21 protein-coding genes are annotated in these 26275 nt (G+C 54.2%); 12 read left to right on the forward strand and 9 right to left on the reverse strand.

The features are described 5' to 3' along the window. The first annotated feature begins 212 nt into the window (after positions 1–212). The 5 genes from glnE to AB8516_RS14480 all read left to right on the forward strand — a co-directional run bounded on the left by glnE (position 213) and on the right by AB8516_RS14480 (position 6911). Positions 213–3092, forward strand: coding sequence for a bifunctional [glutamate--ammonia ligase]-adenylyl-L-tyrosine phosphorylase/[glutamate--ammonia-ligase] adenylyltransferase (gene glnE, locus AB8516_RS14460; RefSeq protein WP_369161704.1), 2880 nt, complete (start codon positions 213–215; stop codon positions 3090–3092). Beyond that, positions 3092–4015: a branched-chain amino acid transaminase gene (locus tag AB8516_RS14465; protein WP_369163293.1), complete on the forward strand. Its 924-nt coding sequence runs from the start codon at positions 3092–3094 to the stop codon at positions 4013–4015. The genes glnE and AB8516_RS14465 overlap by 1 nt, the downstream gene beginning before the upstream one ends. A 15-nt stretch (positions 4016–4030) precedes the next feature. Beyond that, positions 4031–4219, forward strand: coding sequence for a zinc-finger domain-containing protein (locus AB8516_RS14470; protein ID WP_069123826.1), 189 nt, complete (start codon positions 4031–4033; stop codon positions 4217–4219). Positions 4220–4533: 314 nt separating this feature from the next. Further along, a complete protein-coding gene (locus tag AB8516_RS14475; protein ID WP_369161706.1) occupies positions 4534–6213 on the forward strand; it encodes a hypothetical protein in 1680 nt (559 codons plus the stop codon). 113 nt (positions 6214–6326) lie between these two features. Beyond that, the gene (locus tag AB8516_RS14480; RefSeq protein WP_369161708.1) at positions 6327–6911 is read left to right on the forward strand and encodes a tetratricopeptide repeat protein; all 585 of its coding nucleotides are present in this window, start codon (positions 6327–6329) and stop codon (positions 6909–6911) included. 181 nt (positions 6912–7092) lie between these two features. Here AB8516_RS14480 and AB8516_RS14485 read toward each other — a convergent pair whose 3' ends face one another. Further along, positions 7093–7335 carry a hypothetical protein gene (locus AB8516_RS14485; protein WP_369161710.1) on the reverse strand — a complete coding sequence of 81 codons (243 nt, stop codon included), beginning with the start codon at positions 7333–7335 and terminating at the stop codon, positions 7093–7095. A gap of 169 nt (positions 7336–7504) precedes the next feature. Between AB8516_RS14485 and AB8516_RS14490 the strand changes: the two genes are divergently transcribed. Beyond that, the gene (locus AB8516_RS14490) at positions 7505–8653 is read left to right on the forward strand and encodes a glycosyltransferase (protein WP_369161712.1); all 1149 of its coding nucleotides are present in this window, start codon (positions 7505–7507) and stop codon (positions 8651–8653) included. Beyond that, complete coding sequence (locus tag AB8516_RS14495; protein WP_369161714.1) at positions 8643–9758, forward strand: glycosyltransferase; 1116 nt, start codon at positions 8643–8645, stop codon at positions 9756–9758. Before AB8516_RS14490 ends, AB8516_RS14495 begins: the two co-directional genes overlap by 11 nt. Before the next feature lie 42 nt (positions 9759–9800). Here the strand turns inward: AB8516_RS14495 and AB8516_RS14500 are convergent, their stop codons facing one another. Then, positions 9801–10685, reverse strand: coding sequence for a PhzF family phenazine biosynthesis protein (locus tag AB8516_RS14500; protein WP_369161716.1), 885 nt, complete (start codon positions 10683–10685; stop codon positions 9801–9803). A gap of 146 nt (positions 10686–10831) precedes the next feature. Here AB8516_RS14500 and AB8516_RS14505 point away from each other — a divergent pair, with 146 nt between their 5' ends. Together AB8516_RS14505 and AB8516_RS14510 are read left to right on the forward strand one after the other, a co-directional pair. Then, positions 10832–12151, forward strand: coding sequence for an NAD(P)/FAD-dependent oxidoreductase (locus AB8516_RS14505; protein ID WP_369161718.1), 1320 nt, complete (start codon positions 10832–10834; stop codon positions 12149–12151). A gap of 68 nt (positions 12152–12219) precedes the next feature. Continuing rightward, on the forward strand, positions 12220–13632 hold the full coding sequence (locus AB8516_RS14510; RefSeq protein ID WP_369161720.1) for a hypothetical protein: 1413 nt from the start codon (positions 12220–12222) through the stop codon (positions 13630–13632). A gap of 156 nt (positions 13633–13788) precedes the next feature. On the opposite strand, the gene AB8516_RS14515 is transcribed toward AB8516_RS14510, so the two are convergent. The 4 genes from AB8516_RS14515 to AB8516_RS14530 form a co-directional block, all read right to left on the reverse strand. Then, the gene (locus AB8516_RS14515) at positions 13789–14448 is read right to left on the reverse strand and encodes a sulfotransferase family 2 domain-containing protein (RefSeq protein ID WP_369161722.1); all 660 of its coding nucleotides are present in this window, start codon (positions 14446–14448) and stop codon (positions 13789–13791) included. A gap of 41 nt (positions 14449–14489) precedes the next feature. Beyond that, on the reverse strand, positions 14490–15617 hold the full coding sequence (locus AB8516_RS14520; RefSeq protein WP_369161724.1) for a glycosyltransferase: 1128 nt from the start codon (positions 15615–15617) through the stop codon (positions 14490–14492). Then, positions 15601–16968 (reverse strand): O-antigen ligase family protein, encoded by a 1368-nt coding sequence (locus tag AB8516_RS14525; RefSeq protein WP_369161726.1) that lies wholly within the window; start codon positions 16966–16968, stop codon positions 15601–15603. The genes AB8516_RS14520 and AB8516_RS14525 overlap by 17 nt, the downstream gene beginning before the upstream one ends. Before the next feature lie 286 nt (positions 16969–17254). Continuing rightward, positions 17255–18343 carry a glycosyltransferase gene (locus AB8516_RS14530; RefSeq protein WP_369161728.1) on the reverse strand — a complete coding sequence of 363 codons (1089 nt, stop codon included), beginning with the start codon at positions 18341–18343 and terminating at the stop codon, positions 17255–17257. Positions 18344–18489: 146 nt separating this feature from the next. Here AB8516_RS14530 and AB8516_RS14535 point away from each other — a divergent pair, with 146 nt between their 5' ends. From AB8516_RS14535 to AB8516_RS14545, 3 genes are read left to right on the forward strand one after another with little or no spacing between them, the layout of a single operon-like run. Further along, positions 18490–19560, forward strand: a complete 1071-nt coding sequence (locus AB8516_RS14535) for a glycosyltransferase family 9 protein (RefSeq protein WP_369161730.1) — start codon at positions 18490–18492, stop codon at positions 19558–19560. Then, positions 19557–20657 (forward strand): glycosyltransferase, encoded by a 1101-nt coding sequence (locus AB8516_RS14540; protein ID WP_369161732.1) that lies wholly within the window; start codon positions 19557–19559, stop codon positions 20655–20657. The genes AB8516_RS14535 and AB8516_RS14540 overlap by 4 nt, the downstream gene beginning before the upstream one ends. A gap of 18 nt (positions 20658–20675) precedes the next feature. Next, positions 20676–21749, forward strand: a complete 1074-nt coding sequence (locus AB8516_RS14545) for a glycosyltransferase (protein WP_369161734.1) — start codon at positions 20676–20678, stop codon at positions 21747–21749. 220 nt (positions 21750–21969) lie between these two features. Here AB8516_RS14545 and AB8516_RS14550 read toward each other — a convergent pair whose 3' ends face one another. The 3 genes from AB8516_RS14550 to lpxL form a co-directional block, all read right to left on the reverse strand. Then, on the reverse strand, positions 21970–22164 hold the full coding sequence (locus tag AB8516_RS14550; RefSeq protein WP_369161736.1) for a hypothetical protein: 195 nt from the start codon (positions 22162–22164) through the stop codon (positions 21970–21972). Next, the gene (locus AB8516_RS14555) at positions 22161–25223 is read right to left on the reverse strand and encodes a glycosyltransferase (RefSeq protein WP_369161738.1); all 3063 of its coding nucleotides are present in this window, start codon (positions 25221–25223) and stop codon (positions 22161–22163) included. Before AB8516_RS14555 ends, AB8516_RS14550 begins: the two co-directional genes overlap by 4 nt. Positions 25224–25298: 75 nt before the next feature. Beyond that, a complete protein-coding gene (gene lpxL / locus AB8516_RS14560; protein WP_369161740.1) occupies positions 25299–26210 on the reverse strand; it encodes an LpxL/LpxP family Kdo(2)-lipid IV(A) lauroyl/palmitoleoyl acyltransferase in 912 nt (303 codons plus the stop codon). Positions 26211–26275: the final 65 nt, after the last annotated feature.

Raw genomic sequence — 26275 nt, forward strand, 5'->3', positions numbered from 1 at the left:
AGTGTTGGCAGGCCCTGGGAGCGGAGTCTCATGGTTCCACTTAAGGAAGCTCTGATCCAATCAGGGATTCCGTATCATTAAGCCGGAAAAAAACTGTTAGACTGGCAAAACAGTGGGAATAGGCACGGGTAAAATCAGTAAGTATCGAGAAATGACCGGATGATACCCTGTGTAGTATTGGATGATAGAAACATTACCACCCTGAATCTGACATGGGTTTGCGTGTGAATCTGCAACAAGAGACAGAAAAACAGTGGCAGCAGTGGCAGCAGAAACTGAATGAAGCGGGACTGCCGATACCCCAGGAGGCCGAATTTCATCATGCTGCGCTGAAGGTTTGGGAGGCAAGCGATTATGTGGTGCAGTGTGCGCTGCGTTATTTGGAATTGCTGCCGGATCTTTATCGAGATGGGGATCTGAAGCGTTCCCTCAGTGAAGGCGAAATGTCGCAGCGTCTTGCACTCGTGTTGGAGAGTGTCAGCGATGAAACGGGGCTTTCACAAACACTCAGAGAATTTCGTCGCCGTCAAATGGTGCGCATAATCTGGCGGGACCTTGCCGGATTGGCGTCTCTGGATGAAACCTTGGAGGATCTTTCCGCACTGGCGGACAGTTGTATCGATCGGGCGTTGCAGAAGCTCTATGCCTGGTTTTGTGATCAGATGGGCACACCTCGAAATCAGGAGGGAGAAGCGCAATCGCTGGTGGTCCTTGGAATGGGTAAACTGGGTGCCAGGGAGCTCAATCTGTCCTCAGATATCGATCTGATCTTCGCCTATCCGGAAGGCGGACAAACCGATGGTGTACGGCAATTCACCAATGAGCAGTTTTTTATCCGCCTCTGCCAGCGTCTGGTCCAGGTGTTGGACAATCATACCGGTGACGGTTTTGTGTTCAGGGTGGATACCCGGCTGCGTCCCTTTGGCAGTGTCGGGCCCCTTGCCATGAGTTTTGCCGCCATGGAGAGTTACTATGGCTCGCAAGGGCGGGAGTGGGAACGCTATGCCATGATCAAGGCGCGCGTAGTGGCGGGTGATTCGCGTGCCGGGGATGAGTTGATGGCCCTGTTGCGCCCCTTCGTCTACCGTCGATATCTCGATTTTGGAGCGATTGAATCCCTGCGCGAGATGAAGCAGTTGATCAGCAATGAACTGCATAAAAAAGGCATGGAGGCCAACATCAAGCTTGGTCCCGGTGGTATTCGTGAGATTGAGTTCATCGGTCAGGCCTTTCAGCTGATTCGCGGTGGCCGGGACAAGGAGCTCCAGATCAGGCCTATCCTGCTTGTGTTGCAATGCCTGCAGGAGCGGGGGCTGTTGCCGGAATATGCGGTGCAGGAGTTGAGTGAATCCTACCGGTACCTGCGCCTGGTGGAGAATCGCCTGCAGGCATGGCAGGACAGGCAGACCCATCTCCTGCCGGCGGATGAAGTAGGCAGGCTGCGCTTGGCCCGATCCATGGGATATGCCTGCTGGGATGACTTCTCCAGCCAGCTTGAGCACTACCGCAGACGCGTTCAGGGACACTTCGATATGGTGTTCGCCGCGCCGCAGACATCGAGTGACGAGGAGACTCAGCCACTTACCGGGGTCTGGCACGATAGTGTCGATCAAGAGCAGGCGATTGAAGCCCTGCGGGCAGCAGGTTTCAGTAATAGTGAACAGGCGTTACGTCAGTTGCATACATTTCGTGGCAGCCATGCCTACCGTCGACTGAGTACCAAGGGACGGGAGCGACTCGATCAATTGATGCCGTTGCTGCTAGAGGCTGTGGGGCAATCGGGGTGGGCTGACGATACACTGCATAGGGTGACCGGCCTGCTCGAAGCGATCGCCCAGCGTACCGCCTACATCGCGCTGTTGGTTGAGAATCCGTTGGTACTCTCACAATTGGTCAAACTGACGGCGGTTAGCCCCTGGGTTGCCAATATGCTGACCCGGCACCCCATCCTGTTGGATGAACTACTCGATCCAAGGCGGCTCTACTCCCCGCTGAAGCGTGCTGAACTCAATGTGGAATTGGCGGATCAGCTTGCCCGTATCGATGAGGATGACCTGGAGAGCCAGATGGAGTTGCTGCGTCTCTTCGCGCAGAGTAACAGGCTGCGGGTTGCGGCGGCGGACATCGCCGAGCAGATTCCTTTGATGGTGGTCAGTGACTATCTGACCTGGACTGCCGAAAGTGTCATTGAGCAGGTAATTCGACTCACCTACCGGGAACTGGTGCGACGCCATGGCCGGCCCCCGGGGCTGGCCCGTGATGAGACCGGTTTTGCGGTTGTCGGTTATGGCAAACTGGGTGGTATTGAATTGGGTTTCGGTTCCGATTTGGATATGGTTTTCCTGCATGGCTGCGCCGACAGGAACGCCTTCACGGATGGTGAAAAGCCGGTCTCTGTGGATGTCTTCTATGCCCGAATGGCGCAACGCTTTATTCACATCATGACCACACGGACACCCTCCGGCATTCTCTATGATGTGGATATGCGGCTTCGGCCCAACGGCAATTCCGGAATGATGGTCAGCTCGCTTGAGACATTTGAGACTTATCAACACAACAGTGCCTGGACCTGGGAGCATCAGGCACTGGTGAGGGCACGGGTAGTGGCGGGTGACAAGCGGATCAATGACCGCTTCGAAGCGATCCGTCGCCAGGTGCTCGGCAGGCGGCGGGATCCTGCGCGGTTACAGGGTGAAGTGGTGGAGATGCGCGAGAAAATGCGAGCCAGCCTGGATAAGAGCAACCCGGATCAATTTGATCTCAAGCAGGGAACCGGCGGTATCGTCGATATAGAATTTATGGTTCAATACACGGTCCTCCGGTGGGCGCACGACTATCCCGAACTCCTGGTGTGGACAGACAACATTCGTCTACTGGAGACCATGAGCAAGCTCGGCCTGCTGAACGATTATGCGGCTGAGCGGATGATGGGGATCTACAAGGTATTGCGCGCGGCCTACCATCGTAGCGCATTACAGGATCTGCCGGCTCTGGTCGAGATTGAAAAACTCGCCGAAGAGCGGGCGTTGGTACAGGACATCTGGTCCTGTCTTATGCAAAACAAAAAAACTGAACGAGAGATGTTTCAATGATGTCGACAATGGCAGACCGTGACGGTGTCATCTGGCTGGATGGCAAGATGGTTCCATGGCGTGAAGCTAAGACCCACGTCCTGACTCATACTTTGCACTATGGCATGGGGGTCTTCGAAGGTGTGCGGGCATATCACGCAGAGAAGGGCACGGCCATCTTCCGCCTGCAAGACCATACCGACCGGCTGTTTCGCTCCGCACATATCTTGAATATGCCGATGCCCTTTGATCGTGAAACCCTCAATCAGGCCCAAATAGCGGCGGTCAGGGAGAATGATCTCGATTCAGCCTATATCCGGCCGATGTGTTTCTACGGTTCCGAGGGGATGGGGCTGCGGGCCGACAATCTCAAGGTACACTGCATGGTGGCCGCATGGGAGTGGGGCGCTTATCTTGGGGCCGAGAATATGGAGAAGGGTATCCGTATCCGCGTCTCCTCGTTTACCCGTCACCATGTCAACATCACCATGTGCCGGGCCAAGGCGAACGGTAACTATATGAACTCCATGATGGCGCTTCAGGAAGCCCTGCATGACGGCTATGATGAGGCCTTGCTGCTGGATGCCGAGGGTTATGTCATGGAGGGTTCCGGTGAAAATATCTTTATTGTACGGGATGGCGTTATCTACACTCCGGATCTGACATCGGCACTGGACGGTATCACGCGAAAGAGTGTCATCGAATTGGCTGAACAGCGGGGCTACAAGGTTATCGAAAAGCGGATAACACGGGACGAGGTCTACATTGCGGATGAGGCGTTCTTCACCGGCACCGCGGCTGAGGTGACACCGATACGCGAGGTGGATAATCGCCCTATCGGCAATGGTGGTCGTGGCCCGATCACGAAAATATTGCAAAAGGACTATTTCGATCTCGTTCACGGGCGTCTTGCATTCCACCCGGAATGGCTCGCATATGTCTAATCAGGAGTATTGAGGATGACGCAAACAGAGACTCAAGCAACACAGCAAGATGCGCAAAAGGTCACGCGAAATGATTTGCCTTTGAGCTGTCCAAGGCCAGGTGAGGCATTGGCCGGATTACACCCGCGGGTCTATCTGCCCATTGAAAAGACCGGCAGTGCTGTCTGCCCCTATTGCGGGACCCGCTATCAGCTGAGCGATTAGATATAGAGGTACTGGTTCGCACCGTTCCCTGGTAAAGACAAGTGCCTGCTACAGATCCTACCGTTATTGACCTGGCTACGGTGAACAGACAGCAGCGTAAAACTGGCAGATCTATACTGGTGCTTTCTGTTTGCGATTATTTGGGTTCATTCACGGTCTTTGTTTCTGCATAGAAAATTTCAGATTACGCATTAACACACTAGCCGCAAGTCTTTACGGGTCTTTGCATGATATAGCCTGGGCTATACTCGATCCTTCATATGTTGTTCAAACGTCAACACATGGGTTTTAGTAGGATCTAAAGGGGAAGATGTATGGCTTTCACTTCAACCGGTCATATTCTGAAACGGAGCATAGCAATACTGGTATCTTCGTTATTTACGACAGCTTGCCAGCAGAGCGGAGAGAATCAGCAGAGTCTACCTGAGTCTAACGCTGACTATGAAAAAGCAGTGGAGATCACTGAGCGCAGGCATGCCCAACCTGTTTCGGTCAACTACCCTGAGACTGGCGTCGATGTCGGTTGGGGCTGGGATTCAGATGAAGGCTTACCACAGCCGAATGTCTGCATCGAGTATTCCATCGAAGAGGATAAAGGTCAGACCAAATATATGACCATGACCGAGGTATCCGACAGTCGTCAGCTGATGCAGAGCATGAATATTTCAGCCGCCGCATCGGTGAAGACCATCGCCTACAAGGCAAGCGGTAGCGCAAAGTTTGCGAAAAATACGAAAATAAACAGTTTCAGTTCCAACTTTGTGTTGAATGTGTCGGTGGACAATGGAGTTCGCTATGCAACACCGCTCTTGCCTGGCAGCCGCGGCGAAATCAAGGATCCGGAGACAAGAAAGACGCTGCCGGATGCAGGTTCCATCCGTTTGACCTCAGAGGCACTGCGGCTTGCGAAGAAACGCGATCTGACCGCCTTTCTGAACTATTGCGGTGACTCTTATGTAGCGGCGCTATATGGGGGGGCACGCCTGACTGCGGTCATCACAGTAAAAACGAGCAGCAAGAAGGAGAGTCAGGAAGCGTCCGCCAGTTTCAGCGGTTCCGGTTGGGGTGTGAATGTAAAAGCGAGCGCCAACGGTAAAAAAGTAGGATCCATTGAAAGTAAAAATGTCAGCATGCGTTTCTACCAGTCAGGCGGGCGAAAGGATAGGATTCCCGCATCGAAGGAGGACTTGCTGACAAAACTCGATACAATCACTACCGAAGCCAGCGACTACCCGGCCTACTATCGCGTTACCTTGATGCCTTATTCGGCCCTTGCCAATTGGCCGGAACGAACTATTACGCTCGATCTGTCGGAGCTTGATCAGCTTGCCGATTATTGGGCGGCGTATTTGAAACTGTATGAGGATATCGAACATATCCTCGACCAATCAGATAAGTTTCAGGCGCTAAATGGGGAGGGACTGCTTATCCCTTTGAGCAGTGATGAAGACGCTATCAAACAACTGGAAAGCCTTCAGGATCTGGTGCTGGCGGACTTGAGTCGATTGCGGGATGATGCCCTGCAGTGCAGTATGCCGGAAGATGATTGCAGTTTTCGCGAGGAGCGATACCTGTCACCCTATGCCTACCGCATTCAGATGCCCCTGCCGATGGATATCACAGAGGCGAACAAGCAGTGTCCTTGCGCTGATACCGGTCCCAAGGGTGAAAAGGCCAAGAATGCCGCCAGATTGGTTGATTACTATATTCGCAACCCGGTTAAACAGCTTTGTCTCGGCAATCCGGTCGATCCAGGCTGTCTCAGTAATGCCGCTATTGATCTTTGGGAGAAACGAGTGGGCAAGCGACTCATTGAATTGCCTGATGATGAAACTGCGGCCAAACTCAATAATTTTATCATCAATAGGGGAGAGCAGGGCGATGACTGGTTGGATGTGAATGAATCTCCACCCTATGCATGGCTCGATTCCGTCCACATCGAGGAGCACGAAAAGCCGCTGGATAAGCTATTGGCCTTAATAAAAGAGCGATAAATATATTGATTCCTGTCACATTACGCTCTGAGAATCAATGTTGCCAAACCTTGGCAGGTTTCCGAGAATTATTTTCAAGTTTACCTTGAATCACAACCGATGGTCAGTTCGATATGCCTAAATTCAGTGTTTTGACCTGGCTGGTAATTATCGTTGCACAAGTCACATACGGCTTGTTGGTCTATGCGATTACCCGCAGTTACTATGAAGATACAAGCGTGACAACCAGTCAGTTCCCTGCCGCCTCGCCCGACCCGGCGACCTATCCGCAAGTGGGTTCGTTCGATGCAGTCATGCAGCCGGCGGTAAAACTCCAACCTTCTTCTGAAGCCCTGACAACTGATGATCCGGCATTGATAGCCCGTCTTGCGGATGATTACTTTATGCGGAAGGAGTATCCACAGGCGATTGAACTGTATGAGCGTGCATTACGGATCAACCCGGATGATGTGGAATCCCATAACGATCTCGGGTTGTCACTGTTCTATATCGGACAATCTCAACGCGCGGTGGAGGTATTGCAAACCGGCGCCTCCAAGCAGCCCGATTTCCAGCGTATACAGTTGACTTTGGGGTTTGTGCAGGCACAAACGGGAAACAAAGAGGCGGCTTTTGCGGCATTCAACAGGGCGATAGAGTTGGGTCCTGAGAATACCGTGGGACAGGAAGCCAGGCGCATGTTGAGTGAAATCGAATAGTTGGGTACAGATTCTGTTGTACTCTATCACCCAACCGGGCTGGCGGCGGCGTGAACAGTGGTGGCTGCGCCACAGATTTCATCGGTACAGACGGCGCCTGCATTATCTGCGGTGGCGGGGTTTGTACCTACAATTGATCTATGGAGGTGAATTGGGCTATAGCTCTGCCTGATGTATACCACTATTGCCTGATTTTGGTATCCGGGTGCATATTGATCACCCCGTTTCGCTCCAATATACCGATTTTATCGCCGGACGGATCTGTGATCACAGGAACGACTTCCTGGAACAGGGGTCTGCGCACGAATTTCAGTTTCCAACCGAATCCCTCCGCTTTTTGCAGTGCCAGCAGTTGGAGATTATTCAGCACTTCATTGAGGTTGTCGGGGATCGGTTTGTCTCCTTTTCGGTTTTCCAGCACCATATAACTTCTCCTAATTTCCATTTCCATTTGCATATGCATATGCAGTAGCAGTATGTATGCGACTCAGCAAGGATGATAAATTATACGCCATCCCGTTGTATATGAAATAATTAGATTCCTGCACATAACACACCGAGAAATTTGATGATTATCCCAAACTGGCGGTCGAATGCGTGAAACACCCCTGAGCATGCCGCATGTATGCCTCTTCATTCTCAAGTTTGGCGACGGCGGTGTGGAACGGATGATGGTCAATATCGCCCGTGGATTGTCACTTATCGGTGTCCGGGTCGATTTCATCGTCAAAGAGACCGATGCCCCCTACTTGCACCTGTTGCCGCCGGAAGTGCGGATCATCAGGTTTCAGGTATCAAAGCAGAAGGCGGCGTTACCGAGGCTGATAGACTACCTGAGGAATAATGATCCGCATATTTTACTTTCCGCGAAGATATTGGATGATCAGGTGGCTTTACAGGCGAAACAGCGCCATGCCGGTCGAACCCGTTTTTTTCTACGGCCCGGGACAGCCCTGTTATCAAGAATGAAGGCGCGCGGTACACATCCGCTTCGTCGCTGGTTGAAGAAACGACAACTGGTTTCACTGTTCAGCAGGGCGGATGGCGTGGTTGCGGTCTCCCAAGGGGTGGCTGATGAAGTGGTGGAGATCAGCCATATTCCACTGGACAAAATCAATGTCATCAAGAATCCGACCATCACGCCGGAGCTTTATCAGCAAGCGCAGATGTCCGTTGACGATGAATGGCTGGCACCGGATCTGCCCCCGCTGATTCTCGGTATTGGGGGGTTGCGCAGGCAGAAGGACTTTCCGACCCTAATGCGTGCCTTTGCCCTGGTGCGGAAGCAATTGCCCTGCAGGCTGATGATCCTCGGCCAAGGCAACAAGGAGGAACAACTGTTGAGCCTGGCTCAGGAGCTGGATTTGGGTGAGGATTTCCGGCTTCCAGGATTTGTCGATAACCCCTATGCCTATCTGAAAGCGGCAAAATTGTTTGTTTTATCTTCGCTTTGGGAGGGGTCGCCCAACGTGTTGACCGAGGCACTCGCACTCGGTATCTCCTGTGTGAGTACCGACTGCCCGTCCGGACCCTATGAAGTTACCCGTGGGGGTGAGGTAGCGCCATTGGTGCCGATGGGTGATCCTGAAAGACTGGCCGAAGCCATGTTACAGACCCTCAGGCAACCACTGGATGCAAAACGCCTGAAGGAGGCCGTCAGTGACTACACGCTTGAGAAGAGCGCCCGTGGTTATCTGGCCGCGTTTGGGTTGACTGTGCCACAGGTAATCGATGGACAATAAACCCCGGATTGCCTGTTTTCTGGCCACATCCGGATACAGTGGCGTGGACCGGCTTGCAAAAAATCTGCTACCGGGAATGGCGCAGGCAGGCCACCCGGTCGACCTTCTCAAGATTGGCAACCATGGCCCCTATCTCGATACACCTCTCAGAGAAAACTTACAGGTTATCGAGTTCAATGCCCGGCATGTCTATACTGCACTGCCGGAACTATTGAGGTACTTGAAACGGGTTCGTCCCAATGTATTGTTGACCGACAAGGACCGGGTCAACAGAACCGCCATATTTGCCCAGGCATTAAGCGGTGCCAAGACACGCCTTGTGGTTCGCAGTGGCACCACAGTCAGTGCCAATCTGGCCAGCAGAGGCCGTTTTGATCGTTTCGTGCAGCGCAATTCGATGCGCTATCTTTATCGACGGGCCGATGCCATTTTAACCCCGTCAAAAGGCGCGGCTGATGACTTCGCTTCGACCATCGGTATACCCCGGGAACGGATATCCGCGGTGCCAAGTCCACTCATTACGCCTCAATTTATGCGTCAGTTGGATGAGCCCTTGGATCACCCCTGGTTCGGGCCGGGAAAACCTCGGGTCATTCTGGGCGCAGGTGAACTATGCCGGCGTAAGGACTTCACAACCCTGATCCGGGCTTTTGCGCTTTTGCCCGAAAACTATGATTGTCGCTTGCTGATACTTGGCGAGGGGCGTGCCAGGACAAGGTTGGAACAGGAGATAGATCGACTTGGTCTTGGAGATCGAGTCAGCCTGCCTGGGTTTGTGGCCAATCCCTATCCATATATGAAACAGTCGTCTCTGTTCGTGCTCTCCTCATTATGGGAAGGGATGGGGAATGTACTCGTCGAGGCGATGGCCGCAGAAACACCGGTCATCTCCACAGACTGTCCCAGCGGCCCGGCGGAGCTGTTGGGCGGTTTATCCGGTGAGCTGTTGGTGGCGCCCGGCGATGCTCCCGGGTTGGCAGAAGCGATGGTGCGTCAACTGGACAATCCGCTTTCGAAATCCGAACTGCTGGCTGCGGTGGATTCCTATCGGCTGGAAAGCAGCGTCGCAGGCTATCTTGCCGCGATGGGGCTGCCGGTGGAGTGATTTCCATTTTCTGTGTTGACTGCACCCACGCCACATCGCCCATCAAAGCAACTCACCCCGCAGTGTTGGAATGACACTGCCACCCACAGCCACCTCTGGCGCACCGTTAAGCATTCGTGCACGTAACATGACCAATGACGGCCTACGGACTTCGTGACCTTGTTCAATCCGCAATGAAAGAACGGATTCAGGGTAGAGCTTATGCGCCAATAGATAAGCACCGAGAAAAGCCGCACCATTCCCTGTCGCCGGATCTTCTCTTACCCCATGCGCTTCGAAAAAGAACCTTGCGGATAGGTCATTCTGGGGGTGAAGGGTCTGGCTGCAGAAGAGATAGACAAGCGGTGGGTAACCCTGTGCCAACAGCGGGGCAAACACCTCTAGATTTAGCCGACTGCGACGAAGCGCATCAAGAGTGGATAGAGGAACAATCATCGCCGATGTGCCTGCGGAGATTACCTGGATTGGCGCTCTCGTATCGATCTCTTGTGGTGATAGACCGAGCGCTGCCGCGACCGGTTCAAGAGGCGTCGTCGCCTCCAGCGACATTGGCGGTGCCTGAAACCAGGCAACCTCCCTTCCGTCAGCATCTGTCTCAAAGGTGACCGGAACCTGTCCCACGGACAGGTTGAGACGTACCTGTGTAGACAACTCAGGCTCAACATGATGGCGAATCACCCAGGCTGTTCCGAGTATTGGGTGCCCGGTAAAGGCTATCTCTCTCGCCGGGGTGAAGATCCTTACGTGATATCCGCCATCAATCTTTGGATCAGAGGCAACAAAGGTCGTTTCGGAGAAATTCATCTCTGCAGCGAGTTGCTGCATCGTTTCGCTAGCTAGCGGGTCTGTACCGACGAAGACCGCGAGCTGGTTCCCTGAGTAAGGGTGCTCCGCGAAAACATCAACCATGTAAAAACGATGAGTCATGATATTGAATGCCGGTTAAAAAAACCGGTGTTAAGTATAGTGATGCTGATTGTAGTTTAGATTGACACGTTTGATCTAAGCGTACTGTTATCTCTTGAGACAGGGACAGGGCAACCTGCTAAAGTCTACACCCATAAGCTGAATGAATGCCTAGTTCAAGTTTACTTATCATATTTGGAGCCAGCGATGTCGGAGACACCGGCCTGGAACTTGCCACCCGGCTCGGCAGGAAGTTAGGCAAACCGGGTAGGGCGGAAGTCACACTGATAGACGCAACCCGGAGCCATGTCTGGAAACCGCTGCTGCACCAAGTGGCGGCAGGCACCTTCGATCCGGCCCAGCACGCCCTCGGATACCTGGCCCATGCCCGCTGGAATCACTATCGCTTTCGTCTTGGCGTCATGAGCGACCTGGACCGGATTGGGCGCAAGGTGATTCTTGCCCCACTCTATAACGACAAGGGTGAGGAGCTGATTCCGAGTCGCAGCTTCGCATATGATTACCTGATTTTCGCTGTCGGCAGTGTGAGTAATGACTTCGGCATTCCCGGGGTCCAGGAGCACTGCCTGATGCTTGATACCAAGTCCCAGGCAAGCGCCTTTCAGCAACAGCTGTTGGAGGCATTGATTCGTGCCAACACCCAGCATGAACCCTTGCAGGAAGGGCAGCTGGACGTGGCAGTCGTTGGTGCCGGTGCTACGGGTGTTGAACTGGCGGCGCAACTGCATCAGGTTACTCGCCAGATTGCCCAGTACGGTTTCGAGATCATTGAACCGGATCGGCATGTGCGGCTGCACATCCTCGATGCGGGGCCGCGTATTTTGCCCGCCCTGCCAGAGAAGCTTTCAGGTCAGGTCCAACTGGAGCTGGAAGGGCTCGGGATTCAGGTGCATGTCTCCGAAACGGTCACCGAGGTGACAGCAGAGGGGGTTCACACTGCATCCGGACAGGTGATCCCGGCCGCTATCAAGGTTTGGGCAGCAGGCATCAAGGGACCGGACTTCCTTGGTAAACTCGGTCTTTCAGCCAATCGTATCAATCAATTGAAGGTCAATGGAGACCTGACGTTGGAAGACGATGATCGCATATATGCCATCGGCGACTGTGCCGCCTGTGTCATGAATGAACAGGGTGATCTGGTGCCGCCCCGTGCCCAGGCAGCCCACCAACAGGCATCTTTCGTTGCCAAGGCGCTGGAGAGGCGGATCAAGGGCCAATCGTTCAACAAGCGTTATGTCTACCGTGATTACGGTTCTCTGGTTACCCTTGGGCGCTACAGCACCGTTGGCAGCCTGATGGGAGCGATCACCGGCAGCGTACGGGTCAGTGGTTGGATTGCCCGTTGGGTCTACCTCTCCCTCTACAAAATGCATCAGCTGACCCTGTTCGGGTGGTGGCGTACAGGGCTGACTACCCTTGCCCGCATGCTACGGCGGAGTATCGACCCGGCAATCAAGCTGCATTAGTAGTAGCGGGTGGTACAATCGACATTTGTTGAAGTCAATTCAACGGCAAAGGCGCTTCTTCAATCCCAATGGAACGACTCCTCGTTACTTTGCTGAAACATAGTCTGTTGCCTGTCATGCTGGTGGGTATTGCCGCCTGCGGTGGTGGAAGTGGTGGCGGTGGTGACAGCGATACTCTCTCTCCCACGGGTGATACCGACGGGGATGGATTGACCAATCAGGCGGAGTCAGAACTTGGCACCGATCCTCGGGTTGCCGATTCTGACGGTGATCGCATTTGGGATCTCACTGAAGTATTGATGTTCGATACCGATCCTCTCACCGCGGATACGGATGGTGACGGTATTTCTGACGGTGCTGATCCCCAGCCGACCCAGTTCACACTCTCTCCAGTCGATCCCGGCAGCGGCTTGTCGATTGAGTATGGGGTGTTTACAAACAATGCCGCTGGCACTGACAGGCAACAGATCAGTTCAACCAGATACCAGGAGAATCATGTCGTCTATGCGCCGAATGACGCACCCGGCTCACCCTTTCTGATCTATCAGACCTATCTCGAGGATAGCAACGAAGATACGCTGTATGACGAAGGGGATCTGCCAGGCAGTGCCATCGCAGTCATGAATGTGGATGGCAGCAATCCGAGATTTCTCACCGACATCGATCCCGTGACAGGATTCGTTGCTTCCAACCATGCTGTCGATGCGACACCTGAACCCTCGCCCGATGGTGAATACATAATCTTTGTCAGCGATCGGGATGATCCGGGCAGCTTTCAGCTTCGTCTCTATGTTATGAATATCGATGGAACAGAGCAGAGGCCGGTCAACTATGCCTCGAATCCTCCGGATATCGCCGATGGCGAGATCGATGCCGATCCGTTCTGGGGAAATGGAGATATTATCACTTTCAAACGACAACGGTTCGGTACTCGCCAGGAGTTCAGCCGGGTCTATACCGCAACAATCGACAGAACTACGATGACCCTGACCGGTGTGGTTGAGCGTACTGCCGGTAGTAACACGGTGTTGGCAACACCCAATGGTCCCGGTGACTTCGATCCGAAACTTTCCCCGGACACCACACTGATCGCCAGCTATCGTCACCTATCGGACAGCGTCGCGCTGTTTGGCGATTACGATATCTGGGTAGGACCACACACGCATGCAGCACAGCCCACTGACGCATCAATAATGTTTGTGGAGCAGGATCCCGATTTGGCAAGCCTGTTCCCCAGGTGGAACCTGACTGGCGACAGGCTGGCTGCCTGGCAATTGGATACAAATGCCGTAAGTGCAGGGCGGGACCCGTTGGATATCGTGGTCTACGACTTGACCATACAGACTTCGCCTTTTTCGGTTACTGCCGAAAAAACCAACATTACGCCAATGAATGACGGTTGGTTTGAAACCATGCCGTCCTGGCAGACGGATCCAACCAGGGCCGACGAACTGATCTACTCGGCATCGAGATTGTTCTGAGATTAATATATTCCCAATTGGGCTGGTGTTAACGGGCCATCGCCCCATTCATGGTATAGATTTAATCCTCAGTGGAAGCAAGGCAATAGCAAGCCGGGTTATCACTCCCTGTGCCATGCAACTTGGAATGATGCCTTGGATTGTCTTGAATTTCGATCATGGATCGAAGCTGTATCCCAGCCCCTCTATATCCTTGTGGAAATGGTCGCCCACCAGCGCGGCCAATTCGTCTGTGTAGTAGCTTCGGTAGTCTTTTTTTCTGTCCGTCGCCTTGCGTTTGTGAGGCAGCTTCAGGTTAGGTACACCGATTCGCTGAGTGATGGTATTGAAGTCATCGCTCAGATTCTCGTAGTGGCCGATGAAATCGACCAGGACTTTACCTTCGAGATCGATCAGATAGTCGAGCTGCGACTGAATCGATGTATCGACATGGTATTGATAAGGTCTTTCCGGGTCGAGTTTCCAGCGCATGAATTGTCCGAAGTCATCGAGATGGGCAATCAGATGGGGGCGTTCGCGGCGAATATGGTGGTAGGAGCTGACCTGCAGATCCCAGGGATTGCGCACAATCGCAAACTTGAAGAGCTGTTTGAAGAATGGTTCAGGCAGCATCTCCTTGGCGGCGACGATGCGCGAGTGTCTGGGGAACTTGCTGCCCAGCCGATGACCGCTGAGGTGGCTGAGGCGTGAACAGACGAACATGGGGTAATACCAGGGATCGCGCCAGCGCAGGGATTGCAGGGCCGCACGTACACTGGTACCGCCGGTTTTGGCGATATGCACAAATAGAAAGTTGTATTTGACTGACAACAGCATCGATATGTCTCTTATGACCTAAGGCCAGTTAACAGGCCCTTTCAGGCCTTGGCAAGGCCCATGATTTCCAGATAACGGCTGGCGCTCTGGTGGGCATTGTATTCCTGTACGGACTCGCGCAGAAGGGTTGACTCAGGCGGGTTGTCGAGCACGCGCTGCATGGCCTGGGAGAGCGCCTTCCAATCGCCGACCGGGACCAGTGGCGCAATGCGCCCCCGATCGAGCAGTTCACTCGGGCCGCTGGGGCAGTCGGTGGATACCACAGGGGTGCCCAGCGCCATGGCCTCGGTCAATACATTCGGAGAGCCTTCCCATCGGGAAGAGAGCACAAACAGATCGGCCCGTTTCATATAGCTATAGGGATTGGTGGTGAAACCGGGTAGCGCCAGCGCCTTACTGATGCCCAACTCATGACTTAGGGTGAGCAGGTTTTCCCGCTGGCGTCCGTCACCCAGGATGATGAGCCTGCAGGGCCGGTGTTTGCGAAGATCCGCAAAGGCGCGCAACAGGGTGGCGAAATCCTTCTGCAGCGTGAGACGCCCGACAGCGAGAATCAAGGGATCTTCGGACTCATTCTCCCAGGTGTGTGGTGCCGGAGCTGACGCCGCCTCTATCATGCGGGGTGTGATGACCGGGTTGCGGATCACGACAACCTTTTCCTGATCGACACCGGAAATCGCCAGGGTATCTTGCCTGACACCCTCGGATACCGCGATGATGCGGTCGATGTGGGGGTAGAGCAGGCGGATCGGCTGCTGACGTAAAAACAACCGCCAGCGTGACTTATGGGCGAATGCGGCAGTCAGATTGGTACCCAGGCGCAGTACCAGTCGGGTATTTGAAGCGCCCGCCAGGGCGCGGGCGATGACCGCCATGCGTCCGGCCCTGTCCTTCGCCGCGAGCAGGCAGGGAGGCCGTATCCGTCTCAGATAGCGGGTGAGGGGTATGAGGCTGGTGGCGGTGTGACGAGTACCCAGATCGATGCGGTTGACCGCGGGATGAATCTCATCCAGATGCCTGCTTCGGGTCTTGATCAGCAGCAGATCGATATGCAAGCCACGCTCGGCCAAGGCGTTCACAAGATTCAGCACCATGCGTTCCACACCACCCTCACCGGAGAATGATGCAAGAATCGACAGGTCCGGATGCACCTCAGCCTGCCTGCTCATGTTCTCCCCGCCGTTTGGTCGGACGGTATGTTGCCAGTCCGAAGGCGAGCGTGGCACCGGCGATGATCAACCAGTAAAATCGCCAGTTCCAGTGCAGGTGTCTGAAGTCGGTCAGGCTATAGATAGCGATGAGCATAAAATTACTCATCAGGAATGCGAGAAAATAGATCGAGACTCTTTTCCGCCGGTAACTTTCCATCAGTTTAGAGATCATCACACCGCTGACCAGGGCTACCAGTACGATACCCAGCATACCCAGCTGAAAGACCACTTCCAGATAGGCGTTGTGAAGATGATCGAAACTGGAACCCGGGGGATCTTGCAGGGCGATATCGTTTTCCGCCTCAACCAGGGCGTGGGTTGTGCCAGGACCCCATCCGAATAAGGGTCTCTCCAGCCATTTCCGCAAGCCGAACTGCCACAGATGGAGGCGATAGGAGGAAGAGCCCAAGGGGGCGTTTTCGAGCCCCTCGTTGACGATGGCGCTCCACTCGTTGCTTTCACTGGCGATGCGCTGGCTGATGGTGTTCCAGTTCACGCCGAGGATGACGGTGGCAACCACTATCAGACCGATAATAGGGTAGCGCAGCCGGATTGGACTGTGTTGACGGGGCGGGCCGGCAAAGCGCAGGGTCAAAAAGAGTATTGGCAGGGCAAACAGCATCGCCAGCCAGACCCCCCTGGACTGGCTGATGATGAGACCCTGGGTGAAAAACAGTACGGCCAGCAGGGTCAGGCCCAAGCGCAATGCGACCCGCCGTCGGGTAGTGCCGTGTTTAGCGTCGATCCAGTACATACCCAGCGCCATTAAACCGAGTATCGCTGCAGCGCAGTCAAAACCCAAGATGATGGGCTTGCCGAAGTGGAGCCCTGTGCGTACGCCTTGTAAGGTCTGCGTCAGGGTTTCGCCATCCAGGGCTGTGATCATGCCAAGAGCGAATCCGCTGAACATCAGGGAAATGCTGATCGGGATGCGATAGGTCGATTGGCTTAACCACCAGGCCGGAATAAAAAACAGAAACAGTTGAATCCAGTCCCTGGCCTGGTTCAACTGGGTCTTCTGTTCAGCGACGATCTCCCCGGTGGACCAGTAGGTGCGTACCAGGATATAGATGATGGCCAGGAGGCAGAGCCAGGTGATGGACTGGGACAAGAGGTTTCTCCATGCCTGCCTCGACAGCATCAAGCCGATAATCATCAGGCCCAGCCCCAGATTGGCGCCCGCGATGCTCAACAGGGCGAAGAACGAGAACAGATAGAGGCCGATCAGGCCGATCCAGTTGCCGATCTGCTCAAACTTTGTTGTAGGTGCGTGTATCGGGATAAGGCTTGCCCGAAATATCTCCAACATAACCTAGGGCCTGTTAACACTAATCCAATCGGCCCTGCTGGGACTATTTTTTTGTCCAGCAAGGCAGAATGAGCGAGGTGTAGTTATGCTACATGAGCGAATGATAACGCCGCTGGGTGCAAAAACAGCCCCAGCCCTTCGGGTTGGGCCTGAAAAAGCGCCACTCGGCGTTGCTCGTCGTTCATTTGGAGTGACCAAACCTCTCTCCTCGCGCCTTGATTGGCGTTTTTTCAGGCCCAACAGGGCCCACCAGATTAGTGCTAACAGGCCCTAGTACCTGTACAGATCAATTTCTCAGACCGATCGCGCGGGCAATGCCTGCCGCTCTGTTGGTCCAACTGTAGGCAGCGGCATCCTGCCGCGCCTGCTGCGCAAGTTTAACTGCCAAGCGGTGATTGTGCATAAGTGTTTTTACCGCCACTTCCCAGGCTGCCGGGTCTTCCGGGGGCGCCAACAGAGCATTCCGGCCATGTTCCAGGATCTCTCTGATGGGCGGGATGTCGCTGGCGACAATCGCCCTACCCGCGGCCATGGCCTCGAACAGTTTCATCGGGCTGATCGCGTCGGCATGGCTCAATGACTGTTGGTAGGGCAGCACAACCAGCTCGCTCTCCGCATAGAGTGATGCCACCTCCCGGTGGGGAACGGCTGGCTGGTGATGCAGATTGGGTAATTCCGTCAGTCGATCCTCGCAATCACCCACCAGGCGCACTTCGCCGCTGCCGCTCGCTGCCAAGTGGCTCAGGATCTGCAGGCCGCGATCCCTGCTGATTCTACCGAGATAGATGATCCTGGGTCTGGCGAGTCGTTCCGGCTCAAGGTCGGGGAGTTCCTCGAAGCGCCGCAAGTCGACGCCGGATGGGCTGACATGGATGCGCGTTTCATCGGCACCCGCGGCCACCAGGGCCGCCGCTGCGCTTTGGCTGATCGGAATCAGGCAACCGATCAGTCTCCGGCGATGATAATCGATGATCTTGTCTAACATCCCCTTTTGATGCATCGGTTGCAGCGTGTGCACCTCGAAGTGGTGGGAAATACCCTGCGCGCCCAATCCCAGGCTAAGTTCGGGTGAGCGAACAAAGACCGCTCGAGCCCTGCGCAGCTGACGTTTATAGAAACGTGGGAAAAGTGATGTCGGCCAACGACGGTGCAGTAGCTGAACACCCCGAATATCGGGTGTGTTCGAGATCCCCATCTCCTCGCATCGCTGCTGCGGGGTAACCGTCTTGTGCCAGGGAGGCAGGTAGAGCCGGGTCTTTACCCCGATTTCCGCCAGGGCGGCGACCGTATGTAAGGTCTGGATCAGATTGGCTCGGTTGCGGTGCAACCGGCTGCGGCCCAGATAGATCAGCTCGGGATTGTCGACTTTCTGCATGCGTTGAAACTTTAAGCTAACGGCTAACGCTAACATATTCGCCGGCCAGCTTGTACTATAGGCGGAATTCAGGGCCGATTGGATGCATGTTAACAGGCCCTGACGGGACTATACGCAGAATTCGGTCATCCGCCACCTAAAATACCGTGAAATTGTCTGATCTTGAGAATCCGTCGATCCTGATCGTTCGCCTGAGTGCCATCGGTGATATCGTGTTTGCCACGCCTTTGATACATGCCATACGGCGCCGTTATCCAGAGGCGCGCATCAGTTGGCTGGTGCAGGCGGAATCGAAAGACCTCCTGGAGTGCCATCCGGAGTTGGACCAGGTTCTCGTCTGGCCGAGGCAGGCGTGGGAAAGTCATTGGAAAAAGCGACGTTGGCTGGATCTGTGGCAGGCGATCCGTCAATTCAGACAATTATTAAAGGTGCATCGTTTCGATGTGGCGCTGGATGTGCAAAGTTTGATGAAAAGTGGCTTTCTGACCTGGTTGTCAGGTGCCGAACACCGTATCGGTCTGGGTTCCAGGGAGGGTAGTCAGTGGCTGATGGATCAGGTCATAGCGAAGGGCGGGGAGCCAACGCGCATCGCATCTGAATATCACCACTTCGCCCAGCAGCTCGAACTGCCTGTGGATGAGTTCGAGATGCACATCGGTCTGAGTGATGAGGATAACTCCCAGGCGGATGCCTTGCTGACGGCACATGGACTTGAGCGGGGTTTCATCGCGATCTGTCCTTTCACCACCCGGCCGCAAAAGCACTGGTTCAACAGTTCCTGGAATGAGTTGCTGGCTGCAGTCGGGCAGCGATGGCAGTTGCCCGTAGTCATGCTGGGTGGGCCGGGTGACAGGTCATCTTCATTGGCGATTGGAGAGAGGAATCAGGAGAGTCTGATTAATTTGACTGGTGAAACAACCCTGCGCCAGGCGGCCGCCCTGATCAGAAGGGCCAAGCTGATAATCGGCGTCGATACTGGTTTGACCCATATGGGGATAGCAATGAATCGTCCCACTCTCTGCCTGTTTGGATCGACCCGGCCCTACCTCGATACAACGCACGATAATGCTGCAGTGATCTATCATCCACGGCAATGCTCACCCTGTAAACGCAAACCCACCTGTAACGGATCATTCGACTGTATGCGGGATATCAAAGTCACGGAGGTGATGCGTCACGCGTCCCGCCTGGCCGGACTCGATGGGAGGGTGAGGTGAGGGTTCTGCACATCGAGGCGGGGATGCATCTCTATGGTGGTGCCAGGCAGGTCGTTTATCTGTTGTCTGGCCTGCAGCACCATGGTATTGAATCACACTTGGTCTGCCCGCGTGGTAGTGCGGTGGCGGAGGCGGTACGCGAGATTGGCGTTACGGTGGAGGAGATACCCATGGGCGGGGATCTCGATTTGGGGCTGATTTTTCGCCTCAAACGCGCCATCCAAGGCGCTACCCCCGATCTGGTGCATATTCACAGTCGACGCGGAGCCGATATCCTGGGTGGAGTTGCGACACGCCTGTGCGGGATCAAATCAGTACTGTCACGACGAGTCGACAACCCCGAGCATCCGGTGTTGGTGATGGCGAAATATCGCCTCTATGATCGTGTAATCGCCATATCTCAGGGTATTGCCGATGTCTTGAGCGAGGAGGGCGTGCCGGCGGAAAAGCTGGTCTGCGTACGTAGTGCCGTTGACGTGGATCTCTATCAGCAGCACTGTGACAAGGCCGGGTTCAGTGCGCAGTTTGATCTGGCCGAGGATGCCTTGGTCATGGGTGTGGCTGCACAATTGATACCCCGCAAGGGGCATCGTTATCTGTTGCATGCACTGCCGAGGCTGATACAGTCATTTCCTCATCTGCATCTGCTGGTGTTCGGCAAGGGGCCGTTGCGTGAGGTGCTTGAACAGCAGATAGAGGCATTGCAGCTCCAACAGCATGTGACCTTGGCCGGTTTTCGCGATGATCTGCCACAGCTCCTGCCCTGTCTCGACCTGTTGGTGCATCCAGCCTTGATGGAGGGATTGGGTGTTGCCTTACTGCAGGCGGCAAGTGCCGGCCTGCCCATCGTGGCAGTTGAAGCAGGCGGTATGCCGGAGGCGGTTGAGGATGGGGTGAACGGTTTGTTGGTGCCGCCGGGCAGTGATGAGGCCTTGGCTGACGCAATCCATCAGTTGCTGGATAACGAGGAGCTGCGCCGGCGGATGGGTGAGTCCGGCAGGGAGAAGATGCGGCGCGGATTTTCCGTGGAGCAGATGGTGTTGGGGAATCTGGCTGTCTATCGGGATCTGTTGGATCTCCCTGAGGTGACGGGTTAGGGCCTGTTAGCACTAATAATGTCAGGGATACATTCGCTCCAGCTGATCGGCAGTAAATCCTTTGGTGGCGCGGAACGTTGGTTTCAGCGTTTTTCGCTGGCTCTGGCAGAGATGGGAAATCCGACGGAAATCGGTGTACGCCGTGGCCATGAACTCGATGGGGACCACTGGTCAGACCTGATCCGACATGCGCTTCCGATGCGTACGGTATGGGATCCGCTGTCGCGATTCGAAGTGAGACGACTGGTCAGGCGGTTGCAACCGGATATTGTACAAACCTATATGGGCAGAGCGACACGACTGACCCATCTTTCGCCCGCGGGCAATACGGTACACGTTGCCCGGCTCGGCGGATACTATAAGGTGGACGGTTATCGACATGCCCATGCATGGATCGGCAACACCAAAGGTATTTGCGACTACCTGTTACAGGCGGGACTGCCGAAAAACCGTATCTTCCACCTCTATAATTTTGCCGAACTGCCCGTGCCGGGGCTGCCGCCGGAAAGCTTAAAGAAGGATCTCGGCATTCCTGAGGATGCCTGGGTGTTGATGACCCCGGGAAGGTTTGTACCCTTCAAGGGGCATCGGTTCCTCCTCGAGGCGCTTGCCGGTTTGCCGGCTATAGTGGCCGGACGTCCCGTATGGCAGGTGATTTTGGGTGATGGCCCGCTGAAGCAGGCATTGCACGATCAGGCCAGGGCATCCGGTATCGATGAACGAATTGTCTGGGCCGGCTGGCAGCTCAATCCGGATGCCTACTATCGCCTTGCGGATTTGATCGTATTTCCCTCCACATACGCCGAGCCCTTCGGCAATGTCATTATCGAGGCCTGGGGTTACGCCAAGCCCTTGGTGACATCGGCCTCCATGGGCGCAAGCGAGGTGGTGCGGCATGAAGAGGATGGGCTGATGTTCGAGTGTGAAAATGCACTGGCATTGTCACAGACGATTGAACGGGCATTGAATGACGACGCACTCAGGCAGGGAATGGCTGAGAACGGTCGCCAGCGGGCGGTAAGAGAGTTCGCCCGGGATACCATCATGCAGGCCTATGTGGAGCTCTACCATTACCTGTTGGAGCATCGTTAACCCCCTTCACTTCATAACCACGTAATCCATTTGCTATTGTATAGCCGCGAATAAACGCCAATCACCGCAAGTTATCGCAAATGGTCTAACACTCTCCCGGAGGGAGAGGAAGTTAACGGGAAAGCCGCGAGTTTTGTATTGCAATGAACTGCTGACTTTATTCTCATTGCAGATAATTTGCGTTTATTTGCGGTTTGTTCTTCCAAAGTTCAATCCCAAATCAGATAAGTCGGTTTTTTATATGCAGGGCGATCCATTTACGGTAGTAGCGTAGCAGTGGCGCCAAACCAGGCCAGAATGGCACTCCCCTTTTGAGCAGTGGCAGAAAGGGCAAGGCATAGACAAACACTCTTGACGGACCGAGGTAGCTGTTGCTCGATTCAGCGCGATTGTTGATGCGTCTTGCCGTTTTCACGAGTGCCTCACCACTTTCAAGACTCTGAACATGAAGTTCCATAGATGGGTGGGAAGGTCGGCAAACATGGCTGCTTTCCAGGGTGCATTGAGTAAGTTGTGCCACACGGCGCGCGGATGAAGCAGCAGGCCACCAAGCCTGACGGGTGGTGATTTCAGGTTCAAGATGTTCTCATGGCCGAAGTCTTCACTATGGGCAAGCCCTGTAATATGCTCAATTTCATCTCTTGTGGGATAGATGATGGCCCGTTCCAGGAGTGCGAAGCCGTAAGGGCGCAGTTGATCGAAGTTCACACCCGTCAAGCGGTAAGCATTGACAAATGCTTCTGTGCTCGATTGTACGCCGGCATGTATTTGTTTGATTGATTCATTGCATTGTATCTCCGCCACTCGATCAGCGCTGTCATTTGGTTTCAGTATCGGCGATATCATTCCGTCGTCATCCGCATAGCCTGTGGTGGTGGCTTCCAGAGATCGCGCACCCTGTTCAAAGAGCTCTTCGAACTCGGTGGCTGTCTTAAATGCCTCCGGGTCACTATTGGCTTCGTACAGCAGGCCATGGACTCTGTTATCCTCACCGAATTCCTTATGTATCTTGCCGACAAAAGCGAAATAGTAACCGGACATCTTAGGGAAGTCGTCCCGATGGCCAAACGCACTCTTGAGATACTTCTGGATCGTCCCGTTCCATCCGATATCCACAAAGGCGACAGTGTCGTGGGAGAAGAATCCGAGCTGTTCCAGGTAGCGTTCAAGGCGCTCCCGGCAAAGGCTGCCGTATGCACTGATTTTGTGCTGTACTTCAGGGTCATCGAGAAAATCCTTCAGGCGTCTGTCCCGATGGTCTGTGAGAGGCTGATCCATCTCTTCGAAACCGTGGCGATGGGCCAGTGATTCGAACTCCTTCCTGTGCAGGCCAAAGGTTTTCAGTATCGACAGAAGGCCCTGCTGTTTTGGATTGAACAGCGCCATGCGCGCCTGATCGAGGGTCATGCCCTGGCTGATCGATGCGGCCATAATGGTTTTTCTGGACGCATAGAGATATTCACCCTGCGGGCAATCGTCACCCTTCCACATGGAATAGAGCTGTTGGAAGATAAATCCGTCTCTGGCAACGAAATAGAGTTTGTCTATCCGGTCCCGTCTGACAGCCTCTGTCAAGCCGGCCATGAAGATATTGAATAGGGGGCCGAGCCGATGGCGCCCATATTGGTAGAAAAAGCCGGATTCAACCTGGTTGCCCTGTTGTTGCGACAGTAGTGCATCGTATACCTGCGAGAACCACATGCCGGGCCAGGGGCCGCCGTAGTGACACATCTCGTGATGGAGTATTTGATGCTTGCGCCGTGTCAATTCATGCTTTTCATGCAGGTGCAGGCCGATCCCGCCCTGCGCCAGCAGCGCCTGACTGTCGGAGATCGGATTGTCTCCGATATGCAGCAGCTCCTCCGGCCGCCATTTATGTTGCTCCAATATATGCTGAAACAGTTTGCCGGAGTGTTTGCATAAGCCTGACTCTGAAGAGACATGGAGTTCGTCCAACCGGTCCAGTAATCCTTTTTCGCTCAGGATCTCCCGGATATGCCGTTCTCCCAGGTACATGTCCGATGTGGCGATGACCTTGAGATCGTGCTGTCTGATCCAGCTCAGCAATTCAACCATGTCCGGTTTGACGTAGAGTGCTAGACACTCCATCTCTACCTCGATTTTATGAATCAGGGTAGCAAGCAGGTCATTGGGAGTGTCGGAATTCAGCTCATTTACCCAGTCGTTGACCAGGTCGTCGAAATGGCACTCTCCGTCTCCACTGTTTTCACGCGCTGCCGCACGTAAATGCTGTTCCGCATTCTGCCGCGCCTGCCATACGCTTTCCGTGTTATGGTCTCCGCCCAAGATCGCCGCAAGTTCACGGCATACCGCCATCTGTACAGCCTCAGGGGGTTCGATGACCCGGGCCAGCAGCGTGTCGAAGATATCGAAAGAGACACATTTGAGCCGTGCACGATTTTTCAGTATGACCGCCTTGGTTTCTGCTATATCGTGTATGCGATGGGCGTTTCTGTTCAGAAACCGTGTCACCCGGCTTCGGAGGCGCTGTATGGGGCCTACTATCCTGTTTCCCAGTCGGTACGATGTGCTGTTATAGATGGCGGATATCTGCTGTTGATAGTTCTTTTCTGTTTGCCTGATTTGTTGCGTCAGCAGATTTATATGTTGCTTATGGGATGCTTCTCTTTGATTGACGGTGGTTTGCACATTGTCACCCAACCAGCCTATCTGCTCTGTGATGAGCAGTAGATTTTTGTCGCTGTGCTGTCTGGAGTGGGTAAGTATTTCAGGGATCGAGTCACTCAATAGCTGAGCGGTTTCAACATTGGCCGCGACAGGATTCTCCTGGATGGTATTGGTATCGTGTATTCGGTATTGCACCAGTGCGCTGTCGGCCAGCAGGGCAGTCTTGTAGCCTGCAAAGATCAGCCTCAGGACGAATTCATAGTCGTGCACGTAGCGATAATCGGCGAAGCCGCCATGCTTATCGTATATCTCGCGACTGAAAAAGAAGTTCGACGTGGTAATCAACAGATTGCCCTTGCACAGACCGGTGAGCAGCTGGCTGTTTTCCCGATAGTTGTCGAGCAATCCTGTGTACCATTGATTCCAGTGGCTGTCCGGGTCTGCCATGGGTGTGCCATCGGCAGTGATGGGTTGCACACCGGTTGCCAGGAAGGCGATGCCTTCCTGCGTTGCTTTGGCGTGGAGTTGCAGCAGTCTGTCTCGACTGTAGATGTCATCCGAATTGAGTATTGTCAGGAAGTCTCCCTTTGCCAGTGCCAGCCCCTCGTTGATGGTGTTGTGGGCGCCCTGGTTTTGTTTGTGCCGGCTACTATGAATTCGTTTATCTGTATAACTGTTGATTACACTCCATGAGTCATCATTGGAGCAATCATCGATGATTATCAGTTCCCAGTCACTGAATGATTGCCGGAGCACGCTCTCGATCGCCTGCGCAATGTAGTGTGCATGGTTATAGGAGGGGATGATTACGCTGATTGCTGGCATCTACAGAACAGGCCCTGGGAAAAGGCGTTAGTATAGCTGCCACAGGGGGATGTGAAAAAGGGTTGTTGACCGGCCCTAGTAGGGGTCCGGAATCACTTTTCGTTTTTTGAAGCGCCGATGTATCCAGAGATATTGTTCAGGCGCATAATCGATGGCCTTCTCAATCAGACCGTTGATGCGCGTGGCATCCTGCACTGCGTCCCGGGTTGGGAAGCCGGTCAAAGGTGGATGTATGATCAGGCGGTAGCAACTGCTGTCCTGCTTACGAAAGCCGCTGAACAGAATAACATCGGCGCCACTGATCTTTGCCAGGCGGGATGTGGCTGTATTGGTGCCGGCCGGTTCACCGAAAAACGGCGCCAGGGTACTGTTACGTCCTTTGAAACTCTGATCCGGGGCATACCAAACAGGAAGATTCTGCCTCAGCGTCCTCACCACCTGGCGTATATCGTTGCGCGGTATCGCCGCTTCGAAGCGTATGCGACGATTTCGACTGAATGCCCATTCGATGACCGGGTTTTCATGTGGTCGGTACATCACCGCTATCGGTTGGAACAGGCTCAGCAGCCTTCCGGTAATCTCCAGGTCGGTGAAATGGGCACTCAATAATATAACGCCTTTACCTCTGTCCAGGCTCTGTTGCAGGTGTTCAATCCCCTCGATATCGATCAGTGATCGCAGTTTGTCATCATTGGCCCACCAGGCGAATCCTATCATCACGATGCCGATACCCAAGGAATGGAAGTGCTCGCGCAGCAGTGCTTCGCGTTCGGTTTCGCTCATCTGGGGAAAACAGATGCTTAGATTGACAGCGGCTATATGTCTACGTTTGGCAGATAAACGGTAAACTAGCTTGCCGATTAGACGACCTATGAGTAGTGCCGGCCGAAAGGGAAGAGACTGACTCACCAGCCATAATACGCCCAGACCCGCCCATGTGGGCCAGTAGAGTGGGGAGTAGGGGGAGTGTTTACGCTTTTTTGCCATCAGCCGCAGTACATCAACCTGGATTCAGCTTGTTACCTTTATTGCGTCGATTGTTTATTATGCAC

Source organism: Candidatus Thiodiazotropha sp. LNASS1, assembly GCF_964212655.1.
Taxonomy (GTDB): domain Bacteria; phylum Pseudomonadota; class Gammaproteobacteria; order Chromatiales; family Chromatiaceae; genus Thiodiazotropha.

Excerpts from the sequence above, each read along its gene's own strand:
- glnE (WP_369161704.1), top strand. The coding sequence starts at position 213 with ATGGGTTTGCGTGTGAATCTGCAACAAGAGACAGAAAAACAGTGGCAG.
- AB8516_RS14465 (WP_369163293.1), top strand. The coding sequence starts at position 3,092 with ATGTCGACAATGGCAGACCGTGACGGTGTCATCTGGCTGGATGGCAAG.
- AB8516_RS14470 (WP_069123826.1), top strand. The coding sequence starts at position 4,031 with ATGACGCAAACAGAGACTCAAGCAACACAGCAAGATGCGCAAAAGGTC.
- AB8516_RS14475 (WP_369161706.1), top strand. The coding sequence starts at position 4,534 with ATGGCTTTCACTTCAACCGGTCATATTCTGAAACGGAGCATAGCAATA.
- AB8516_RS14480 (WP_369161708.1), top strand. The coding sequence starts at position 6,327 with ATGCCTAAATTCAGTGTTTTGACCTGGCTGGTAATTATCGTTGCACAA.
- AB8516_RS14485 (WP_369161710.1), bottom strand. The coding sequence starts at position 7,335 with ATGGTGCTGGAAAACCGAAAAGGAGACAAACCGATCCCCGACAACCTC.
- AB8516_RS14490 (WP_369161712.1), top strand. The coding sequence starts at position 7,505 with ATGCGTGAAACACCCCTGAGCATGCCGCATGTATGCCTCTTCATTCTC.
- AB8516_RS14495 (WP_369161714.1), top strand. The coding sequence starts at position 8,643 with ATGGACAATAAACCCCGGATTGCCTGTTTTCTGGCCACATCCGGATAC.
- AB8516_RS14500 (WP_369161716.1), bottom strand. The coding sequence starts at position 10,685 with ATGACTCATCGTTTTTACATGGTTGATGTTTTCGCGGAGCACCCTTAC.
- AB8516_RS14505 (WP_369161718.1), top strand. The coding sequence starts at position 10,832 with ATGCCTAGTTCAAGTTTACTTATCATATTTGGAGCCAGCGATGTCGGA.
- AB8516_RS14510 (WP_369161720.1), top strand. The coding sequence starts at position 12,220 with ATGGAACGACTCCTCGTTACTTTGCTGAAACATAGTCTGTTGCCTGTC.
- AB8516_RS14515 (WP_369161722.1), bottom strand. The coding sequence starts at position 14,448 with ATGCTGTTGTCAGTCAAATACAACTTTCTATTTGTGCATATCGCCAAA.
- AB8516_RS14520 (WP_369161724.1), bottom strand. The coding sequence starts at position 15,617 with ATGAGCAGGCAGGCTGAGGTGCATCCGGACCTGTCGATTCTTGCATCA.
- AB8516_RS14525 (WP_369161726.1), bottom strand. The coding sequence starts at position 16,968 with ATGTTGGAGATATTTCGGGCAAGCCTTATCCCGATACACGCACCTACA.
- AB8516_RS14530 (WP_369161728.1), bottom strand. The coding sequence starts at position 18,343 with ATGCAGAAAGTCGACAATCCCGAGCTGATCTATCTGGGCCGCAGCCGG.
- AB8516_RS14545 (WP_369161734.1), top strand. The coding sequence starts at position 20,676 with ATGTCAGGGATACATTCGCTCCAGCTGATCGGCAGTAAATCCTTTGGT.
- AB8516_RS14555 (WP_369161738.1), bottom strand. The coding sequence starts at position 25,223 with ATGCCAGCAATCAGCGTAATCATCCCCTCCTATAACCATGCACACTAC.
- lpxL (WP_369161740.1), bottom strand. The coding sequence starts at position 26,210 with ATGGCAAAAAAGCGTAAACACTCCCCCTACTCCCCACTCTACTGGCCC.